At 71.2% G+C, this 16,304-nt stretch carries 18 protein-coding genes and 1 pseudogene; 10 read left to right on the top strand and 9 right to left on the bottom strand.

Annotated features, from left to right (window positions below; all coding sequences use genetic code 11):
- The first annotated feature begins 200 nt into the window (after window positions 1–200).
- The 5 genes from EV284_RS03350 to EV284_RS03330 all read left to right on the top strand — a co-directional run bounded on the left by EV284_RS03350 (window position 201) and on the right by EV284_RS03330 (window position 6,737).
- Window positions 201–803: a TetR family transcriptional regulator gene (locus EV284_RS03350; protein ID WP_242625538.1), complete on the top strand. Its 603-nt coding sequence runs from the start codon at window positions 201–203 to the stop codon at window positions 801–803.
- A 275-nt stretch (window positions 804–1,078) separates the two neighbouring features.
- The gene (locus EV284_RS03345; protein WP_130330061.1) at window positions 1,079–2,446 is read left to right on the top strand and encodes a ricin-type beta-trefoil lectin domain protein; all 1,368 of its coding nucleotides are present in this window, start codon (window positions 1,079–1,081) and stop codon (window positions 2,444–2,446) included.
- A 52-nt stretch (window positions 2,447–2,498) separates the two neighbouring features.
- Window positions 2,499–4,655 carry an RICIN domain-containing protein gene (locus tag EV284_RS03340; RefSeq protein ID WP_130331026.1) on the top strand — a complete coding sequence of 719 codons (2,157 nt, stop codon included), beginning with the start codon at window positions 2,499–2,501 and terminating at the stop codon, window positions 4,653–4,655.
- Between the two features lie 25 nt (window positions 4,656–4,680).
- On the top strand, window positions 4,681–5,970 hold the full coding sequence (locus tag EV284_RS03335; protein ID WP_130330059.1) for a ThuA domain-containing protein: 1,290 nt from the start codon (window positions 4,681–4,683) through the stop codon (window positions 5,968–5,970).
- A 158-nt stretch (window positions 5,971–6,128) separates the two neighbouring features.
- Complete coding sequence (locus tag EV284_RS03330; protein ID WP_130330057.1) at window positions 6,129–6,737, top strand: hypothetical protein; 609 nt, start codon at window positions 6,129–6,131, stop codon at window positions 6,735–6,737.
- 110 nt (window positions 6,738–6,847) lie between these two features.
- On the opposite strand, the gene EV284_RS03325 is transcribed toward EV284_RS03330, so the two are convergent.
- Window positions 6,848–7,051 carry a cold-shock protein gene (locus tag EV284_RS03325; protein WP_031179266.1) on the bottom strand — a complete coding sequence of 68 codons (204 nt, stop codon included), beginning with the start codon at window positions 7,049–7,051 and terminating at the stop codon, window positions 6,848–6,850.
- Between the two features lie 234 nt (window positions 7,052–7,285).
- Here EV284_RS03325 and EV284_RS33070 point away from each other — a divergent pair.
- Both EV284_RS33070 and EV284_RS03315 read left to right on the top strand, forming a co-directional pair.
- Window positions 7,286–7,428, top strand: a pseudogene (locus tag EV284_RS33070) (TetR/AcrR family transcriptional regulator); the annotation flags it as partial.
- Between the two features lie 191 nt (window positions 7,429–7,619).
- Window positions 7,620–8,396 (top strand): histidine phosphatase family protein, encoded by a 777-nt coding sequence (locus tag EV284_RS03315; RefSeq protein ID WP_130330055.1) that lies wholly within the window; start codon window positions 7,620–7,622, stop codon window positions 8,394–8,396.
- Between the two features lie 37 nt (window positions 8,397–8,433).
- Here EV284_RS03315 and EV284_RS03310 read toward each other — a convergent pair whose 3' ends face one another.
- The 5 genes from EV284_RS03310 to EV284_RS03290 all read right to left on the bottom strand — a co-directional run bounded on the left by EV284_RS03310 (window position 8,434) and on the right by EV284_RS03290 (window position 12,219).
- Window positions 8,434–9,222: a glycosyltransferase gene (locus EV284_RS03310; protein WP_130330053.1), complete on the bottom strand. Its 789-nt coding sequence runs from the start codon at window positions 9,220–9,222 to the stop codon at window positions 8,434–8,436.
- Complete coding sequence (locus EV284_RS03305; protein ID WP_130330051.1) at window positions 9,219–9,845, bottom strand: SAM-dependent methyltransferase; 627 nt, start codon at window positions 9,843–9,845, stop codon at window positions 9,219–9,221. Before EV284_RS03305 ends, EV284_RS03310 begins: the two co-directional genes overlap by 4 nt.
- The gene (locus tag EV284_RS03300; protein WP_130330049.1) at window positions 9,842–10,603 is read right to left on the bottom strand and encodes a PIG-L family deacetylase; all 762 of its coding nucleotides are present in this window, start codon (window positions 10,601–10,603) and stop codon (window positions 9,842–9,844) included. The genes EV284_RS03305 and EV284_RS03300 overlap by 4 nt, the downstream gene beginning before the upstream one ends.
- Window positions 10,600–11,607 carry an acyl-CoA dehydrogenase gene (locus EV284_RS03295; protein ID WP_207228894.1) on the bottom strand — a complete coding sequence of 336 codons (1,008 nt, stop codon included), beginning with the start codon at window positions 11,605–11,607 and terminating at the stop codon, window positions 10,600–10,602. Before EV284_RS03295 ends, EV284_RS03300 begins: the two co-directional genes overlap by 4 nt.
- A gap of 159 nt (window positions 11,608–11,766) precedes the next feature.
- Entirely contained in the window at window positions 11,767–12,219 is a 453-nt protein-coding gene (locus EV284_RS03290; protein ID WP_130330047.1) for an SRPBCC family protein, read from the bottom strand.
- A gap of 181 nt (window positions 12,220–12,400) precedes the next feature.
- Between EV284_RS03290 and EV284_RS03285 the strand changes: the two genes are divergently transcribed.
- Window positions 12,401–12,880, top strand: coding sequence for a DUF4396 domain-containing protein (locus EV284_RS03285; RefSeq protein ID WP_130330045.1), 480 nt, complete (start codon window positions 12,401–12,403; stop codon window positions 12,878–12,880).
- A 79-nt stretch (window positions 12,881–12,959) separates the two neighbouring features.
- Window positions 12,960–13,655, top strand: a complete 696-nt coding sequence (locus EV284_RS03280) for a class I SAM-dependent methyltransferase (RefSeq protein WP_130330043.1) — start codon at window positions 12,960–12,962, stop codon at window positions 13,653–13,655.
- A gap of 90 nt (window positions 13,656–13,745) precedes the next feature.
- On the opposite strand, the gene EV284_RS03275 is transcribed toward EV284_RS03280, so the two are convergent.
- Together EV284_RS03275 and EV284_RS03270 are read right to left on the bottom strand one after the other, a co-directional pair.
- Window positions 13,746–14,090, bottom strand: a complete 345-nt coding sequence (locus EV284_RS03275) for a DUF3140 domain-containing protein (RefSeq protein WP_130330041.1) — start codon at window positions 14,088–14,090, stop codon at window positions 13,746–13,748.
- Window positions 14,091–14,259: 169 nt separating this feature from the next.
- Window positions 14,260–14,916: a class I SAM-dependent methyltransferase gene (locus EV284_RS03270; RefSeq protein ID WP_130330039.1), complete on the bottom strand. Its 657-nt coding sequence runs from the start codon at window positions 14,914–14,916 to the stop codon at window positions 14,260–14,262.
- 210 nt (window positions 14,917–15,126) lie between these two features.
- On the opposite strand from EV284_RS03270, the gene EV284_RS03265 reads away from it, so the two are divergent.
- A complete protein-coding gene (locus tag EV284_RS03265; RefSeq protein ID WP_130330037.1) occupies window positions 15,127–15,816 on the top strand; it encodes an HAD family hydrolase in 690 nt (229 codons plus the stop codon).
- 6 nt (window positions 15,817–15,822) lie between these two features.
- Here EV284_RS03265 and EV284_RS03260 read toward each other — a convergent pair whose 3' ends face one another.
- Window positions 15,823–16,206: a hypothetical protein gene (locus tag EV284_RS03260; protein ID WP_130330035.1), complete on the bottom strand. Its 384-nt coding sequence runs from the start codon at window positions 16,204–16,206 to the stop codon at window positions 15,823–15,825.
- Window positions 16,207–16,304: the final 98 nt, after the last annotated feature.

Raw genomic sequence — 16,304 nt, 5'->3', positions numbered from 1 at the left:
GGTTCGTGTCGGCTCGCTTTCCATACGTCGTACGGAAGCATGTCTCCGTTTTACCATACGACGTATGGAAACGCGCAAGTCGCTCCCCCGGGACGAAGCCGGGACGGCTCGGACGGGTAGCCCGGACGGGCGGCGCGGGCGGTAACATACACCGTATGGAATCCGGCAGGAAACCCCCGCGGGGAACGCGGAAGAGGGAGGTGCCGCTCACCGAGGACGGCATCTACGACGTGGCGCTGCGGTTGATCGAGGCCGACGGGGTCGAGGCGCTCACCATGCGCAAGCTGGCGACGGCGCTGAACGCCAACCCGATGTCGCTGTACCACCACGTACCGAACAAGGAGGCCGTGCTGCAGGGTGCGGCGGCGCGCGTGGGCTCGCGGTTCAGCATGCGGGACCCGGAGGACCTGCCCTGGCAGGACCGTCTGCGCCATATGCTCATCGCTTTGCGCGAGTTGGCGCTCGAGCACCCGAAGCTCATGACGTACTGCCTCGGACGCGCCGAGTACATACAGCCCGGGGACTCCTTCTGGCTGGACCTCACCGAGGTGCTGGCCGCGGCGGGCCTGCCGGCCGAGGAGATCCCACGGGTGGCCGCCACCTTGTGCGCGACGCTCACCGGACTGATGATCAGCGAGCTGACCGGTGTCGTGCAGCAGTGGGCCACTCTTCCGGTCACTCCGGACGGCGGTGCGCACCCGGCGCCCACCCGGCTCGAACTGGACGCGATGGCCCGCTTCGCCCTGGAAGGCGCGGTCGCGGCCGTCGACAACCATCCGGCCCGGGTGCGCGAACGGGACTGAGCCGCAAGGACGGCCGAAGCCGGGTACGGCACCGAGATCGACGCGAGGCGCGTGGCGGACATCCCGTCACGCGCCTCGCGGCATGAGCGCCCGCTGACCGGACCTCAGTTCACGCTGCCGCCTTTTTCGGCGTCAACTCTTGACGACTCAGGTCTGGACCTTTAGTTTCCCGTTCGCCACAGCTTCATGAATGCACACACGGTTCAGGTACCTGAACAGCACCACCCCACCCCCACGACGGCCTCCCTGAAAGGCTGTGTACCCCCATGTCTCCCATGCCCAGATCCGCCCTGCGCGGCGTGCTCGCCGCCGCGCTGCTCACGGCGTCGGCCGGCGCGCTGACCGTGACTCCCGCCGCCGCGGCCACCGGCACCATCACCGGGCTCGGCGGCAAGTGCCTCGACGTGGCGGGAGCCGACTCCGCCAACGGCACGGCCGTCCAGCTCTACGACTGCAACGGCACCACCGCCCAGCAGTGGACGGTCGGAACCGACGGCACGGTCCGGGCGCTCGGCAAGTGCCTTGACGTGACCGGCAGTTCGACCGCCAACGGCACCAGGCTCCAGTTGTGGGACTGCACCGGCGGCGCCAACCAGAAGTGGACCGTCTCCACCGCACGCGATCTCGTCGGCCAGCAGTCCGGCAAGTGCGCCGACGTCACCGGCAACACCTCGGCGAACGGCACGCCCGTCCAGATCTGGAGCTGCACCGGCGCCGCCAACCAGAAGTGGACCGCGCCCGCCGACGGCGGCACGCCCCCCGCCACGGCGCCGATGGCCGTCGCCCCGTACCTCTACAACGGCTGGGGCAGCCCGCCCAGCCCGACCACCGTCATGAACGCCACCGGCGTCAAGTGGTTCACCCTCGCCTTCGTGCTCAGCAACGGCACCTGCAACCCGCAGTGGGACGGCGGCCGTCCGCTGACCGGTGGCGTCGACCAGCAGACGATCAACACCGTGCGGGGCGCGGGCGGCGACGTCATCCCCTCGTTCGGCGGCTACAGCGGCAACAAGCTGGAAAGCTCCTGCAGCAGCGCCTCCGCGCTGGCCGGCGCCTACCAGAAGGTCATCGACGCCTACCGGCTCAAGGCCATCGACATCGACATCGAGGCCGACGCGTACAGCAACGCCACCGTGCAGCAGCGCACCGTGGACGCGCTCAAGACGGTCAAGGCCAACAATCCCGGCATCAAGGTGTACGTCACCATCGGCACGGGGCAGTCCGGGCCCGACACCAGCCTGATCAACCGAGCCGCCAACTCCGGTCTCCAGGTGGACGGCTGGACCATCATGCCGTTCGACTTCGGCGGCGCGGGACAGAACATGGGGACGCTGACCACGAGGGCGGCAGAAGGGCTGAAGAACGCGCTCAAGAGCGCCTACGGCTACAGCGACGACCAGGCCTACCGGGGCATGGGCATCTCGTCCATGAACGGGATCACCGACGACAACGAGACCGTCACCCCCGCCGACTTCCAGACCATCCTCGCCTACGCGCAACAGCACCACCTCGCGCGCCTCACCTTCTGGTCGGCCAACCGCGACCGCCCCTGCTCCGGCGGCTACCCGAACGACGACACGTGCTCGGGCGTGGCCCAGAGCGCCTGGCAGTTCACCGGCATCCTCGCCAAGTACACCGGCTGACGACCCGCTCCAGGAGACTTCCGTGTTGAGAGCTCTCACCGTGGCCGTGCTCATGGCCACGACCGCCGCCGGACTCCAGTCCGCCGCGCCGACGCCGGCGAGCGCGCGGACCGCGGCGGCCGCGGCGATCCCGACCGGTCCCACCACCGTGCTCAACAAGGGCAGCGGCAAGTGCGTCGACGCCCGTGCGGCCGCGAGCGGCGACGGCACCGCCGTCCAGCAGTACGCCTGCAATGCCAGTGCCGCCCAGACCTGGCAGCTCGTCGCCACCAGCGGCGGCTACTACCGCATCGACAGCGGCCTGGACGGCACCAAGGTCTGGGACGTCACCGACGTGTCCACCGCCGACTCCGCCGCCGTCCAGCTGTGGACGTACTCCAGCGGCGCCAACCAGCAGTGGCTGCCCGTCGCCGAGGCCGACGGCGCGTACCACTTCGTCAACCGCAACAGCGGCAAGTGCCTGGACGTGCCCGGTGCCTCCACCGCCGACAGCGTGCAGCTCGCCCAGTACACCTGTAACGGCACGGCCGCGCAGTCCTTCACGCTGGGCGGTGGTACGACGAACCCGCCCGGCACCCCGGACTTCGGCCCGAACGTGACGGTGTTCGACCCCTCGATGCCCGCCGCCACCATCCAGTCCAAGCTGAACTCGGTCTTCGCCCAGCAGCAGACCAACCAGTTCGGCTCGGCCCGCCAGGCCCTGCTGTTCAAGCCCGGCACCTACAGCGCCGACGCCAACGTCGGCTTCTACACGCAGGTCGCCGGCCTCGGCCTCTCCCCCGACGACGTGACCATCAACGGCGCCGTGCACGCGGAGGCCGACTGGTTCCAGGGCAACGCCACGCAGAACTTCTGGCGCGCCGCCGAGAACCTCTCGGTCAACCCGACCGGCGGCACGGACCGCTGGGCCGTCTCGCAGGCCGCCCCGTACCGGCGCATGCACGTGCGCGGCAACCTCGCCCTCGACGACGGCGGCTGGTCCAGCGGCGGCTTCATCTCCGACACCAAGGTCGACGGACAGATACGCTCCGGCTCCCAGCAGCAGTTCCTCACCCGCAACTCCCAGATGGGCAGCTGGGCGGGGTCCAACTGGAACATGGTCTTCGTCGGCGACCAGGGGGCGCCCGCCCAGTCCTTCCCGACGTACACCAATGTCGCGAGCAGCCCCACGATCCGCGAGAAGCCCTTCCTGTACGTGGACGCGGCCGGCGCCTACAAGGTGTTCGTGCCCGCGCTGCGCACGAACGCGGTCGGCACCACCTGGAGCGGCAGGACACCCGCGGGCACGTCCCTGCCGCTCGACCAGTTCTTCATCGTCAAACCCGGCGCCACCGCGGCCGACCTGAACGCGGCCCTCGCGGCCGGCAAGAACCTGCTGGTCACCCCCGGTGTCTACCATCTCGACCAGACGCTGAACATCACGCGGCCCGACACGGTCGTCCTCGGCATGGGCCTGGCCACCCTCGTCCCGGACGGCGGGATCACCGCGATCAGCACCGCCGACGTGGACGGCATACAGCTGGCCGGTCTGCTGATCGACGCGGGCACCACCAGCTCCCGGACGCTCGTCCGGATCGGCCCGGACGGCGCGGCCGCCACACACGCCGCCGACCCCGTGCAGCTGTCCGACTTCTTCGTCCGGATCGGCGGCGCCACCGTCGGGAAGGCCACCGACTCCCTGGTCGTCAACAGCGCGAACACGATCATCGACCACACCTGGATCTGGCGGGCCGACCACGGCAACAGCGGCACGGTTGGCTGGACCACCAACACCGCCGACACCGGGCTGGTCGTCAACGGCGCCGGTGTCACCGCGTACGGCCTGTTCGTCGAGCACTTCCAGAAGACCCAGGTCCTCTGGAACGGCCAAGGCGGCAGAACGTACTTCTTCCAGAACGAGATGCCCTACGACCCGCCGAACCAGGCCGCCTGGACGAACGGCGGCGGCAAGGGCTACCCCGCCTACAAGGTCGCCGACTCCGTCACCGGTCACGAGGCGTGGGGGCTGGGCAGCTACTGCTACTTCAGCACCAACCCCGGCGTCGTCGCGGACCGGGCCTTCGAGGTGCCGAACACCTCCGGGGTCAGGTTCCACGACATGGTGACCGTCTCGCTGGGCGGCACCGGGACCATCAGCCATGTCGTCAACAACACCGGAGGGCCGTCCAACTCCGCGAACAACGTCGCCTACTTGACCACCTACCCGTAGGCCGCAGGAAAGGACCGATCAGCAGATGCACACCAGCAGCTCCCGATCCGGCAGCACGCTCCTGCGGGGTCTCCTCCTGCTCGCGGCCCTGCTCGGGCTCACCGCGCCACCCACCGCGTATGCGCACACCGCGGCGGCGCCGTTCAAGGTGCTCGGCCTCTACAGCGGCACCTGGGACGCGGCACACATCGACTTCGAGAAGGAGGCGAACGACTGGCTGCCCAGGCAGGCCGCCGCGAACGGCTTCACCTACACCGCCAGCAACGACTGGAACCTGCTCGCCAACGGCGGCGTGCGCGCCTATCAGGTGGTCCTCTTCCTCGACGACCTGCCGCAGACCGCCGCCCAGCGCACCGGGTTCGAGCAGTACATGCGCGACGGCGGGGCCTGGATGGGCTTCCACGTCTCCGCCTTCACCACGGACGCGGCCGGCTGGTCCTGGTACCACAACACCTTCCTGGGCAGTGGTGACTTCAAGTCCAACACCTGGGGCCCGACCTCCGCCGTCCTCAAGGTCGAGGACCGCTCGCACCCCTCCACCGTGAACCTGCCCGCCACCTTCACCTCCTCGGTGAGCGAGTGGTACAGCTGGTCCAGGGATCTGCGGCAGAACCCGGACATCAAGGTCCTCGCCTCGGTCGACCCCAGCAGCTTCCCCCTGGGCACCGACCCCGGCCAGTCCTGGTACAGCGGCTACTACCCGATCCTGTGGACCAATACGAAGTACCGGATGCTCTACGCGAACTTCGGCCACAACGCGATGAACTACGACACGAACACCCGTCTGTCGTCGACGTTCGCCAGCGCGACGCAGAACCGGTTCCTGCTGGACGGGCTGAAGTGGCTCGGCGGCGCGGGCGGTACGACTCCGCCGGACGACACTCTCTCCGAGACGTCCCTGTACTCGCTGCGCAACGTCGGCAACGGCACCTGTGTCGACGCCCGTTCGGCCGCCACGGCCAACGGGACCGCGATCCAGCAGTACGCCTGCAACGGCACCCAGGCGCAGCAGTTCCGCCTCGCCGGGACCGACGGCGGCTACCGGCGCATCGGAGTACGCCCCGATCCGGCGCAGGTCATCGACGTGACCGACGTCTCCACCGCCGACAACGCGCCGCTCCAGCTGTGGGCGTACGGGGGCGGGCTGAACCAGCAGTGGCTCCCGGTGCGGGAGGCCGCCGGGCGGTACCACTTCACCGCCCGGCACAGCGGCAAGTGCCTCACAGCGGCATCCGCCGCCACCGACAGCGCGCAGCTCACCCAGCGGGCCTGCGACGGTTCCCCGGCCCAGAGCTTCATGGCAGCCGCCGGCTGACTACCGGTCCATTTGCACCGCTCTCCTCGGGATGCGCCCAAAGCACCGAAACGCAACGCTCGCCAAGGCCATGTACCCAACGTTTACTGGGCAGTTGACCTGGGCGTTTCATGGTAGCGTCCTTGCTCTGAGGGACAGAGCAACCTGAAAGGGAAATCGTGAACACGGAGAAGATCGCCGTTCGCCGCCTCTCGCTGGAAGAGGTGACGAAGCTCGGCATCAAGGACAGGCTCTTCGTTTCCGCCGACACGGCAGAACTCAAGCTTCCCGGCTGCTATGTCCCTGCTTTTCTGACCAAGTCCGGTGAGGATTTCGAGGGCGGTTCGATAACGGCGCGAACCGTGTTCCAGGAAGAGGTCTCCTGCCTTCCGGACGACGAGAACGAAGCCGGGATCTACGTGGCCGACGAGAACGGATCGGAGACCATCGAGGTCCTCCAGTCCGCGGGCGTCGTCCTGGACCTGGCGCTTTTCGTGCCCAGCGGGGACAAGGGGGCCCTCTCGGCCCTTTACGCCGCCGCCCGGCAGGCGTTCGGCGCCGACGTCGTGCAGATCTGGCGCCAGGGGCTGAAGGAGGTTCCCGACGTCAAGGTCGACATCTTCGAGGAGCAGGTTCCCCGGGGACGCAAGGGGGGCGACAGTCCCAAGCGTGACCGTCGCGCCATCGACACCTACCCCACCCGCGCGGACTTCATCGAGTTCACGCCGGGGTGGAAGCCGGTCGTCGAGATCCACAAGCCGGTCGTGGACGACACCCCGACCATCTGAGGTGGCGTCACCTTTTGTTCCCGACCTGGGAGAACGCCGATAAGGCGGGCGCCGAGAACCCAGGGGCGGGGCGGGCCCCGGAGTATTCTCCGGGGCCCGCGCCGTACCGGTCAGACGACGGTGATGTTCTCCGCCTGGGGGCCCTTCTGACCCTGGGTGACGTCGAACGTCACCTGCTGGCCCTCGAGGAGCTCGCGGAAGCCGGAAGAGTTGATGTTGGAGTAGTGCGCGAAGACGTCCGGGCCGCCGCCGTCCTGCGAGATGAAGCCGAAGCCCTTTTCGGCGTTGAACCACTTGACGGTACCGCTGGTCATGCTGAGCCTTCCGGTCGAGACCGGGCCCGCACCGCGCGGACCCGAAGGTGATGCCCTGTTCCCGCCGCGCACAGCAGAACGCCCACGCCGGGGCGCGGGCGGGGCACGGCATCTGTCTGCGACGCTACACGCAGGAACGGCCTCTCACCACTGGGCAACGACTTACGCTCACCCGTCCGTCGGACCGTCGCCGGCGGCCGCGTGGATCTTCCCCGAGGACCCGAGTGGTGGTCGGTCCCCGACCGCGCCCCGCACAAGCCGCTCACTCCAGCACCGCGCCAGGAGATCCACGTCCTGGCACGGCACTGAGGGGGGACGCCGCCGCCCCGGTCTGGCGGATGATCACCGCGTCGCCCGCCCTGCGGGAGTACGAGGAGCGCACCAGATCCGGTCCGCACTCCTCGAGCCCGCCGCCGGCAAGGCCAGGCCGTCTCGTCGGTGCGATTCTGGGGACGCGAGAGGCGGCAAGAGGCGGTGGGTCGTGGGTAGACATCGGCCAAGCCCTCGGGGTGGGCAGGCAGACCGCCCCACGGCTCTCACCCTCCGCGTCGCGAAAAGGAGCGTCCTCATGACGGTGGAACCGCGAGCAAGGCCCCAAGGAGGGTCCGCATCGGCTGATGCCGGGCCGGCACTGGCACCGCCATGCGGTCTGGGCGCGTTGTGGGCGGTCCGGCACGGTGAGTCCACGGCCAACCTCGCCTTCGCCGCCGCGGCCGCCTCGCGCTCGACCGAGCCGGTGGCCGGGCGTGACCGGGACGTCTCGCTCTCGCCGTCGGGCGTCCGCCAGGCCGAGGCCCTGGGTGGGTGGCTCGCGGGCCAAGACCGCGAGAGCGGCCCCGACCTGGTCGTGTGCTCGCCCTACCTGCGGGCCCGCCAGACCTGGCACGCGATGCGGGAGTCCGCCGCCGCGCAGGGTGTTCCCACCCTGGAGACAGTCGTCGACGAACGGCTACGAGACCGGGAGACGGGCATCTTCGAGCTGCACCCGCCCACCGCAGTGCAGGCGCGCAGCCCGGAGGAGGCCTGTCGCCGGCGCCTGCTCGGGGAATGGCACTACCGGCCTCCCGGCGGCGAGGCCCTCACCGATGTCGCTCTGCGGGTACGGCAGTTCATCACCGACCTCTCCCAGGCCGCCCCAGGCCGCCGGGTCCTGCTTGTCACGCACGACGGCGTCCTGCTCGCCCTCCGGCACGCCCTGGCCGGGGTCGGCGCGGCCGCACCCGGCCACCTCCCGCCCGTACCCAATGCCTCCCTGTCCCACTGGACCACGGACGGCCGCACGCTACGACCGCACACGTGGGGCGACACCGCCCACCTGGCGGGTCTCGGCCCAACTCCGTCGTAGCCGACCGGAAGCCCGAACGGCTGCGTGGCCGCGCAGGCTACGCGTCGACGTCGTCCGCGCGGCCGCTCGCCCCGAGGTCGTACGGGTCGCCGACGCCCGGCACCGGCGAAGGCCCGTGAGGCTGATCCGAAGCGCGGGCCATCGCCGACAGGTAGTGGCCGAAGCCGCCGTGGGCGCGGGGGCGCAGGCGGGGGGAGGTCTGGACCGGGCACGCGGCGGTGCGCAGGACGCGGTGGCCGCGTCGTTCCAGCGCGTGCACCAGAGCCCTGTCCTCTCCGGTGGCGAGCGGCGGGAAGCCGCCGGCGTCGAGGTAGGCGTCGGCGGCGAAGCCCAGGTTGGCACCGTGGACGTGCGGGTGGAGCCAGGGGGTGCCCTTCGGCGGCCGCGTCTTCTCGTACAGCGCGCGGTGCGGTGCGGCCAGCGGCGAGGAGAGGGGGAGGGCCACGGTGCCCACGACGGCCTGCCAGCCTTCCCGCGCGCGGGCGAGCTGGTGGGCGAGCCAGCCGGGCGGGACGACGCTGTCGGCGTCGGTCGTGGCGATCCACAGGGCGGAAGGTCTGGCGGTGCTCCGTTCGAGCGCGTGCCGGACCCCGGCCGCGCGGGCCCGGCCGGGGTTGCGGCAGTCGGTGCGGACGACCAGGGCCCCGGCGTCACGGGCCACCGCCTCCGTACGGTCGCGGCAGGCGTCGGCCGCCACCACCGTCAGCACCCCGACGGCGGCCAGAGCGGGGTGGCGGGCGGCACGGGCGAGCGCCGCGAGGGCCACCGGGAGCAGCCGCTCCTCGTCGTGGGCGGGAACGACGACGGCGAGGGTGGCCACGCTCATGCGAGCCCTTCGCGGGCGGCGACCCCGGGGGGCGTGCGCCCGTCCGGACCGGTGCGCTGGTGGACCTGGAGGACGAAGTCCTCCTCGCGGTGGTCGGCGAGCAGAGCGAGGCCCGGCTGCGCGTCGACGCGGCGCGCGACACCGGTGCCGGTTCTCAGGTGCTCCGCCACCGGGTGGTCCCAGTGGACGGTGACCAGCGTGCCGGCCGGTTCCAGCGACTCGACCGCACGCTCCAGCAGCAGGTCGAGAGCGCCGTCGTCCAGGTAGTAGAGAAGCTCGGACAGCACGACGAGGTCGAACGAGCCGTCCGGCCACTCCTCGGGCACGAGCATCCGGCGCACCGAGACGTTCGGCAGGCCGGCGGTGCGCTCGCGGGCGGTCTCGACCGCCGACTCGACCCGGTCGCAGGCGAGTACGGCGTCGCAGCGTTCCGCCAGGCGGACGGTCAGCTCGCCGACGGAGCAGCCCGGCTCGAAGGCGCGCCGGTAGCGGGCCATCGGGAGGGTGGCCACGGTGAGGTCGTACTTGCGCCGTTCGTACCAGCGCTCGGTCAGCCGCCACGGGTCCCGGGCGGCACGGTACATGCCGTCGAAGTACGCGTCGGGGGTACGGGGCCGGGTCATCCGAACACCACCTCCCAGCCGCGCAGATGGTGGGCCACCTCCTCCGGAGGCAGCACCGCGGCGTCCTGCGGCGCGTCACCGAGCGGCCGGATCTGGGTGACGAAGCGGTCGACCGCGGCACGCTTGCGGGCCTGGACGCCGGGCGGCAGCACGATCCGGGCGGCCTGTCCCCAGGGAACCCGGGCGTCTCCCGGGCGCGCCCAGTGCCACAGCCACACCGGGTACAGCCGGCACGGCACCGACACCGCACGGGAGGCGGCCAGCGCGGCGCGCCCCGCCGCCTCGTGATCACTGTGGGCGTCCTGTGTCCACGGTGCGAGGCAGAGCGCGGCGTCCGGCAGCAGGGCGGCCAGTTCGTCCGCCAGGCGGTCCTCATGCCGGGCCACCCCGGTGTCGGGCAGCCGAAGCCGCACGATCTCCGCCTGCTCCGCCCCCAACTCCTTCAGCGCGTCGCGCAGTTCACCGGCGCGCAGCTCTGCGAGCCGGTCGGGGGTCACCTGGGTGGAGCCGGGGTGGGAGCCTTCTCCGTCGGTGACGGACACCACGGTCAGCGCGACCCCGGCGGCCGCCAGCAGGGCGAGGGTTCCGCCCGCGCCCAGCACCTCGTCGTCCGGGTGCGCCGCCACCACGACGACCCGTCCCTCCGTCGGCAGCGCGCATTCCGGCATCCGTTCCCAGCCGCCCCACGCGCGCCACTCCCGCTCGTCGGTGCCGGGGGCCTGGATCGGGTCGGCGTAACCCTCGGCCGCGGCGCTCATCGGCCGGCTCCGTCACCGCGGCACACCAGGGCGCCCAGAGCGGCCAGATCCCGTTCGGCGTGGTGCTGGCGTACGTAGACGGCCAGGTCGGCCGCGGCCCGCGCGTGCCGCTCGTCGTGGCACAGCGGCCCCGCGCCGGTCGCCCGGCCCACCCGGTCCAGCACCTCGGCACACACCTCGGCCAGGAGGGCCCGTACCCGCAGGGCGCGCAGCGCGGCGGTGTCGGCCTTGTCCAGCGGGTCGGCGTCGATCTCCTCGGCCGCCCGCGCCAGCGCCGTCCCGGCCGTGTGCAGCCGCAGGTCGACCGCGCCGGCGTGCGCGTCGGTGAAGGGGTCGGCGCGCCGCCCGGCCCGCTCGAACAGGACGCGGGCCACGGCCTGGGCCCCGCCGTACCAGCAGGCCGCCACGCCCACACCGCCGTGGTGGAAGCCGGGGCGGCGCACGTACGCCTCCACCCCGCCCACCGGGGTGGCGGGCACCGCGCTGAAACGCACGTCCGGGCTGTCGCTGCCTGTCATGCCGACCGCCTGCCACGTCCCGGGTACCGGCCGGCAGCCGGGACCGTCAGCGGGCGCGGGCCGCGCGTCACCGGGGATGCCGGTGCGCACCGCGAAGAGCCGGCGTCCGTCGTCGGCGAGCGCGGTGACCAGGGCGTGCGTGCAGGTGTGGGCGCCGGAGCAGTACTGCTTGATCCCGTCGAGCAGCCAGCCGTCCGCCGTACGGGTGGCGGTCAGTCCGGAGCCGGGCGGTTCGGCCGCCCACACGCCCCAGTACTCGCCGGGGCGCACCGGCTCTCCCTCCAGCTCGGCGCGGATCGCCACGGCGTCCAGATGTCCTTCCGCCAGGCGGGCCGTGCACAGGTCCTCACGGGCGAGCCCTGCCAGCGTGTCGAACCGGGCGGCGGTACTGCCGCCGCCGGGCAGCGGGCAGTCCGCCTTCCCGGCCGCCAGCGCGTCGGCGTACCGGACGAACGCCTCGGCGGGCGGGGGAAGCGCATCGTGCATGAGGGGCACTCCTTGCTCGTTCGTCCGGTGCCGGACCCGGTCCGGGGACGACGACTCGATACTGCGTGGCGGCCGGTGAGGTCGCCAGTCGCGTCCGGGCGGGGCGAGGGCGGGCCCGGCTGATGCGCGGACCCGCCCCTCCTCGCCGTCGACGCGGGCTCAGACCTCGCCGCGCCACTGGCCGGTGGCGGCGCCACCCCGCTTCTCGATGAACTCCTTGAAGCGCTTGAGGTCACCGGTGGCCTGGCGCTTGACGAAGCCCAGCTTGTCCCCGACCTTCTCGGTCAGGCTTTCCGGGGCGTAGTCGAGCTGGAGCATGACCTTGGTCGTGCCGTCGTCGATGCGGTGGAACGTGACGACTCCGGCCTGCCGGGCCTCCCCGCCGACGCTGGTCCAGGCGACCCGCTCGTCGGGGATCTGCTCGGTGATCTCGGCGTCGAACTCCCGCTCCACTCCGCCGATGCTCGTCTTCCAGTGGGTGAGGGTGTCGGTGCGCTGCTCGATGCGCTCGACTCCGTCCATGAACCGGGGAAAGTCCTCGAACTGGGTCCACTGGTTGTAGGCGTCCGTCACGGGGACGCGGACCTCGATGGACTCTTCCACCTTCGACATGCACTCCTCCTCGGCATGAGCCGGCCTTGCGGGGCCGGTCGGGTTGACGTTGATCTCCTTCCTCTTGCCCGGATCGCGGCATGTAGTACTCGTAGACCACTCCCTCCTCGCAGCGCTCGACCGAAATACCCCCAGGGGGTATGTTGTCTATCGGTGACCGACACGGCGAGAGGAGCCGACGATGGACCACCCCGCACACCGGCATCAGGACGCGCACCCGGGCTCGGGTGCCTCCTGGCGTACCGCCGCCCGCGCGACGCTGCACTGCCTGACGGGCTGCGCCATCGGCGAGGTCCTCGGCATGGTGATCGGCACCGCCGCCGGTCTGCACAACGCGGCCACGGTCGTCCTCTCCATCGCGCTCGCCTTCGTCTTCGGCTACGCGCTGACCATGCGGGGCGTACTGCGCGCCGGCCTTCCGCTCCCCCAGGCCCTCAAGGTCGCTCTGGCCGCGGACACGGTGTCCATCGCCGTGATGGAACTGATCGACAACACCGTCATGGTCGGGGTCCCGGGCGCCATGGACGCCGGACTGACGCAGGCACTGTTCTGGGTCTCGCTGACGGCCTCACTGGCCGTCGCCTTCGTCCTGACCACTCCCGTCAACCGGTGGATGATCACCCGCGGCAAGGGCCACGCCGTCGTACACCAGCACCACTGACGAACGACCCTGGAGCCGCGCGGCGGAACTCGCTCCGACAGGGCCGACTCGACGGTGGCGGCGGGCTAGGGTCGGCCGCGTGGCCGAGCCCTCCTATCTGACCGCTGTCCGTGACTCGTACGACATGGTCGCCGTCGATTACGTCGAACGCGTCCCGCCGCCCGCCGCGATGGACCCGCTGTCCCGCGCGATGCTGGCGGGGTTCGCCGAACTCGTGCGGACGGCCGGGGCGGGGCCGGTCGCGGACCTCGGGTGCGGCCCCGGCCGGGTGACGGCGTACCTGGCCGGGCTGGGAGTGTCCGCCTTCGGCGTCGATCTCTCGCCCAGGATGGTCGAGTTGGCCCGGCACGCCCATCCGGACCTGCGGTTCAGCGAGGGCTCGATGACCGCGCTGGACATGGGGGACGAGGAGCTGGGCGGCATCCTGGCCTGGTACTCCACCCATCACACGCCCCCACGGTGGCTGCCGGCGGTGTTCGCCGAGTTCCACCGCACGCTCGCGCCCGGCGGGTACCTGCTCTGGGGTGACTACGTCGGCGACGAGCGGCTGGAGCCGACGCGGGGGTACGGCCGTCCGGTGTCCTACGAGTCGTATCTCCTGCCCCTGGAGCGCGTGGCCGGCCTGTTGGAGCAGGCCGGACTCTTCGTCACCGCGAGGCTGGAGCAGGAGCCCGGCGGACGGGTCTACCGACCGCACGCCTGCCTGCTGGCCCGCAAGCCGCCGAGGGCGGACGCCACCTCGGCCGCACGCGGCCACGGAACCGGACCGCGATGACCGGTGGCGAAACAGGGCCGGCTTGCCGGGCAGGCCGGGGTCCCGGGCGCCGCGCCGGCCAAGGAGGCAAATCATCGTCGTCCGTTGCCGTCACTTGAGCGGGTCGTGTCCCCAGTTCATCAGGGAGTGACGCCATTTGGTGTCGGAGACATCACCATCGGGACGCTGCTCGATGTGCCGGTGCACATAGCCGACGACCTTGCGCATGTGGGCGAGGTCGTCGTCGGAGAGGTCGCTCTTCCTGGTGCGCAGCAGATCGACGATGCGGCGACCGGAGGCGTGCCCCACGCTCTCCCCGTCGTCGCCGCCGTGCTGCCCGGCCCCGTTCGACTCGTCGGTCCCGAGCCACTTCTCCAACTCCGCCGGCGTCATGTTCACCGCCTCGTTGAACGCGGTGATGGTGCTCTTCCTGTCGTCCTGCTCCTGGGCGGCCATGCCAGCATCCTCACGCGGGCCGGAGGGGGACGCACGGCGGTGACGCCGTATGTGCGACGGCACAAGCGGATCTCTGCGTGAACCGTGTGGTCCGAACGACGCCCTGCGGGAAGCCCGGCGTTCCATGACTCGGACCCGTGTCCGGCCAGTGCTCCCGGGGCAGGGCCGCTCAAGGCCGATTCCATACGAGCGTGTAGCGCCAGAACAACCGCCGCCGCAGCCGTGCGCCCGGCAGGACACACCTGACTTCCCGGACGATTTCGCCGAAGGTCATCTCCGCTGAGCGAGTGGGGGCCGTCATGGAGACGGGCCTCTTCGAGAAGCGTCCCGTGTTCTTCAGCCAGCCCACGGCGATGTTGGCCGGAATGGCGACCCCACCGAGCAGGTGGTCCACAGGGGTCTGGGCGCGGAAGAGGCCGACGATCACCAGGGTCCCGCCCGGCGCCAGATGACGGCGGAACCGGGTGAGCGCCTGAGTGAACGGCAGGTGGTGGATCGTTGCGACGCACGTGATGACGTCGTAGGGGCCCGCCGGAAGCTCGGCCATCGCATCCGCGACGGTGTAGGTGACGGGGAGCCCGGACGGAGTCAGCTTCCGGGCCTGGTCGGTGATCACCGGATCGGTGTCGACGGCCTGCACCGTGGCGGCTCGTCCGGCCAGGAGCCTCGCAAGATCGCCGCTGCCGGAACCGGCATCCAGGGCGCGGTCGAAGCGCCTCGGCAACCGTCGCAGGATCCAGCGGTGGTAGTGGGCGTTGTGATCCCAGGGATGAGCGGCGTTGAACCGTTCGAGAGTCCGCAGGACACGGGGCGACAGGATCTTCACCGCTCCAGTCCATCAAGTCGCTGCGGTGCGCGGGCCGTGTTCCGCGGCAAAGGTCACCGCGGCGAATCCGGCCGGGGTGATCTTTCCCGGCGCCACGCGGTCACCCAGCGGAAAGCGGGTACCCGGTGTGGATGCCGGGCCGGTGGCCGCCGCGCGTGGGTGCGGGCCGGGCGACGCGGACAGCAGATGTGACGAGAGGATGTGCGTTCCATGCCCCCCACCGACGCCGAGGACGCGGCCCGCGCCGCCGTGTTCGATGTGGACGGCACTCTCGTGGACACCAACTACCTTCATGTCGCGGCGTGGTGGGAGGCCTTGCGGCAGGCGGGGCACGATGTGCCGTCGCAGGCGATCCACCGGGCCATCGGTCTCGGTTCGAGTGATCTCGTGGCCCATCTGCTGGGCGCGGACCGGGCGCGCGAGGAGGCGGAGGCGCTCAGTGCGGCGCACAAGACGCTGTACGGGCAGTACTTCGGGCGGCTGAGGGCGCTGCCGGAGGCCGGGCGGCTGCTGCGGCGGCTGGCGGACGACGGGTGGAAGGTCGTCCTGGCCACCTCGGCGGGCGGCCAGGAGTTGTCCGCGCTGCGGACCGCGCTCGACGCCGACGAGGCGATCAGCGGCATGGCGAGTGCCGACGACGTCTCCCAGGGCAAGCCCGCTCCCGAGCCGGTCGAGCAGGCACTGAGGCTGGCCGGGGCGACACCGGAGCGATCGGTGTTCGTCGGGGACACCGTGTGGGACATGCAGGCGGGCAGCCGGGCCGGGGTCACCTGCGTGGGCCTGCTGTGCGGCGGGATCCCTCGCGAGGACCTGGAGAAGGCCGGCGCGGACGTGCTGTACGACGACCCGGACGCGCTGCTCGCCTCCCTCGCCCAGAGCCCGCTGGGGCGCCGCCCCTGAAGCGCGTCACTCGTCGGCCGCGCCCTCCGTACGTGCCACGGCCTGGCGGCCGGCGAGGTGGCCCGCGATCTTGAACGCCCGTTCGTGCGAGCCGAACGTATCGGCGCGGGCGCGGCGCAGCACCACCCGGACGGCGACCACGAGTCCGTGCTCGGGCAGGCGCAACTGCTCCTCGATTCCCAGGGCGGCAGCCGCGAAGAAGCGCGGCAGGGCGTCGGCGGGCTCGTAGTCCACCGTGAGATCCCGGGCCACCTCGAAGGCGAATCCCTCCTTGGCGGGTTCGAAATCCACCTCGATCGCCGCGAACTGCGGGGCGCAGTTCTGCTTCGTGTGCAGTACCCGTACACCATGGATCGGATACGGCGGGAAGCGGCGCGGTGCTGACGTCATCCCGGAACGCTATCCGTCCCCGGTGTGACGGCCGCCATCCGCATACCCCCCGCGCACGGGGTATCCGCTCCACCTGGACGGATGTAGTGAGCAAGGGT

The sequence above is a fragment of the Streptomyces sp. BK022 genome (assembly GCF_004217355.1).
Lineage (GTDB): Bacteria > Actinomycetota > Actinomycetes > Streptomycetales > Streptomycetaceae > Streptomyces > Streptomyces griseoluteus.
The sequence above is the reverse complement of the archived record's forward strand: the minus strand, read 5'-3'. Positions and strand labels throughout refer to the sequence as shown.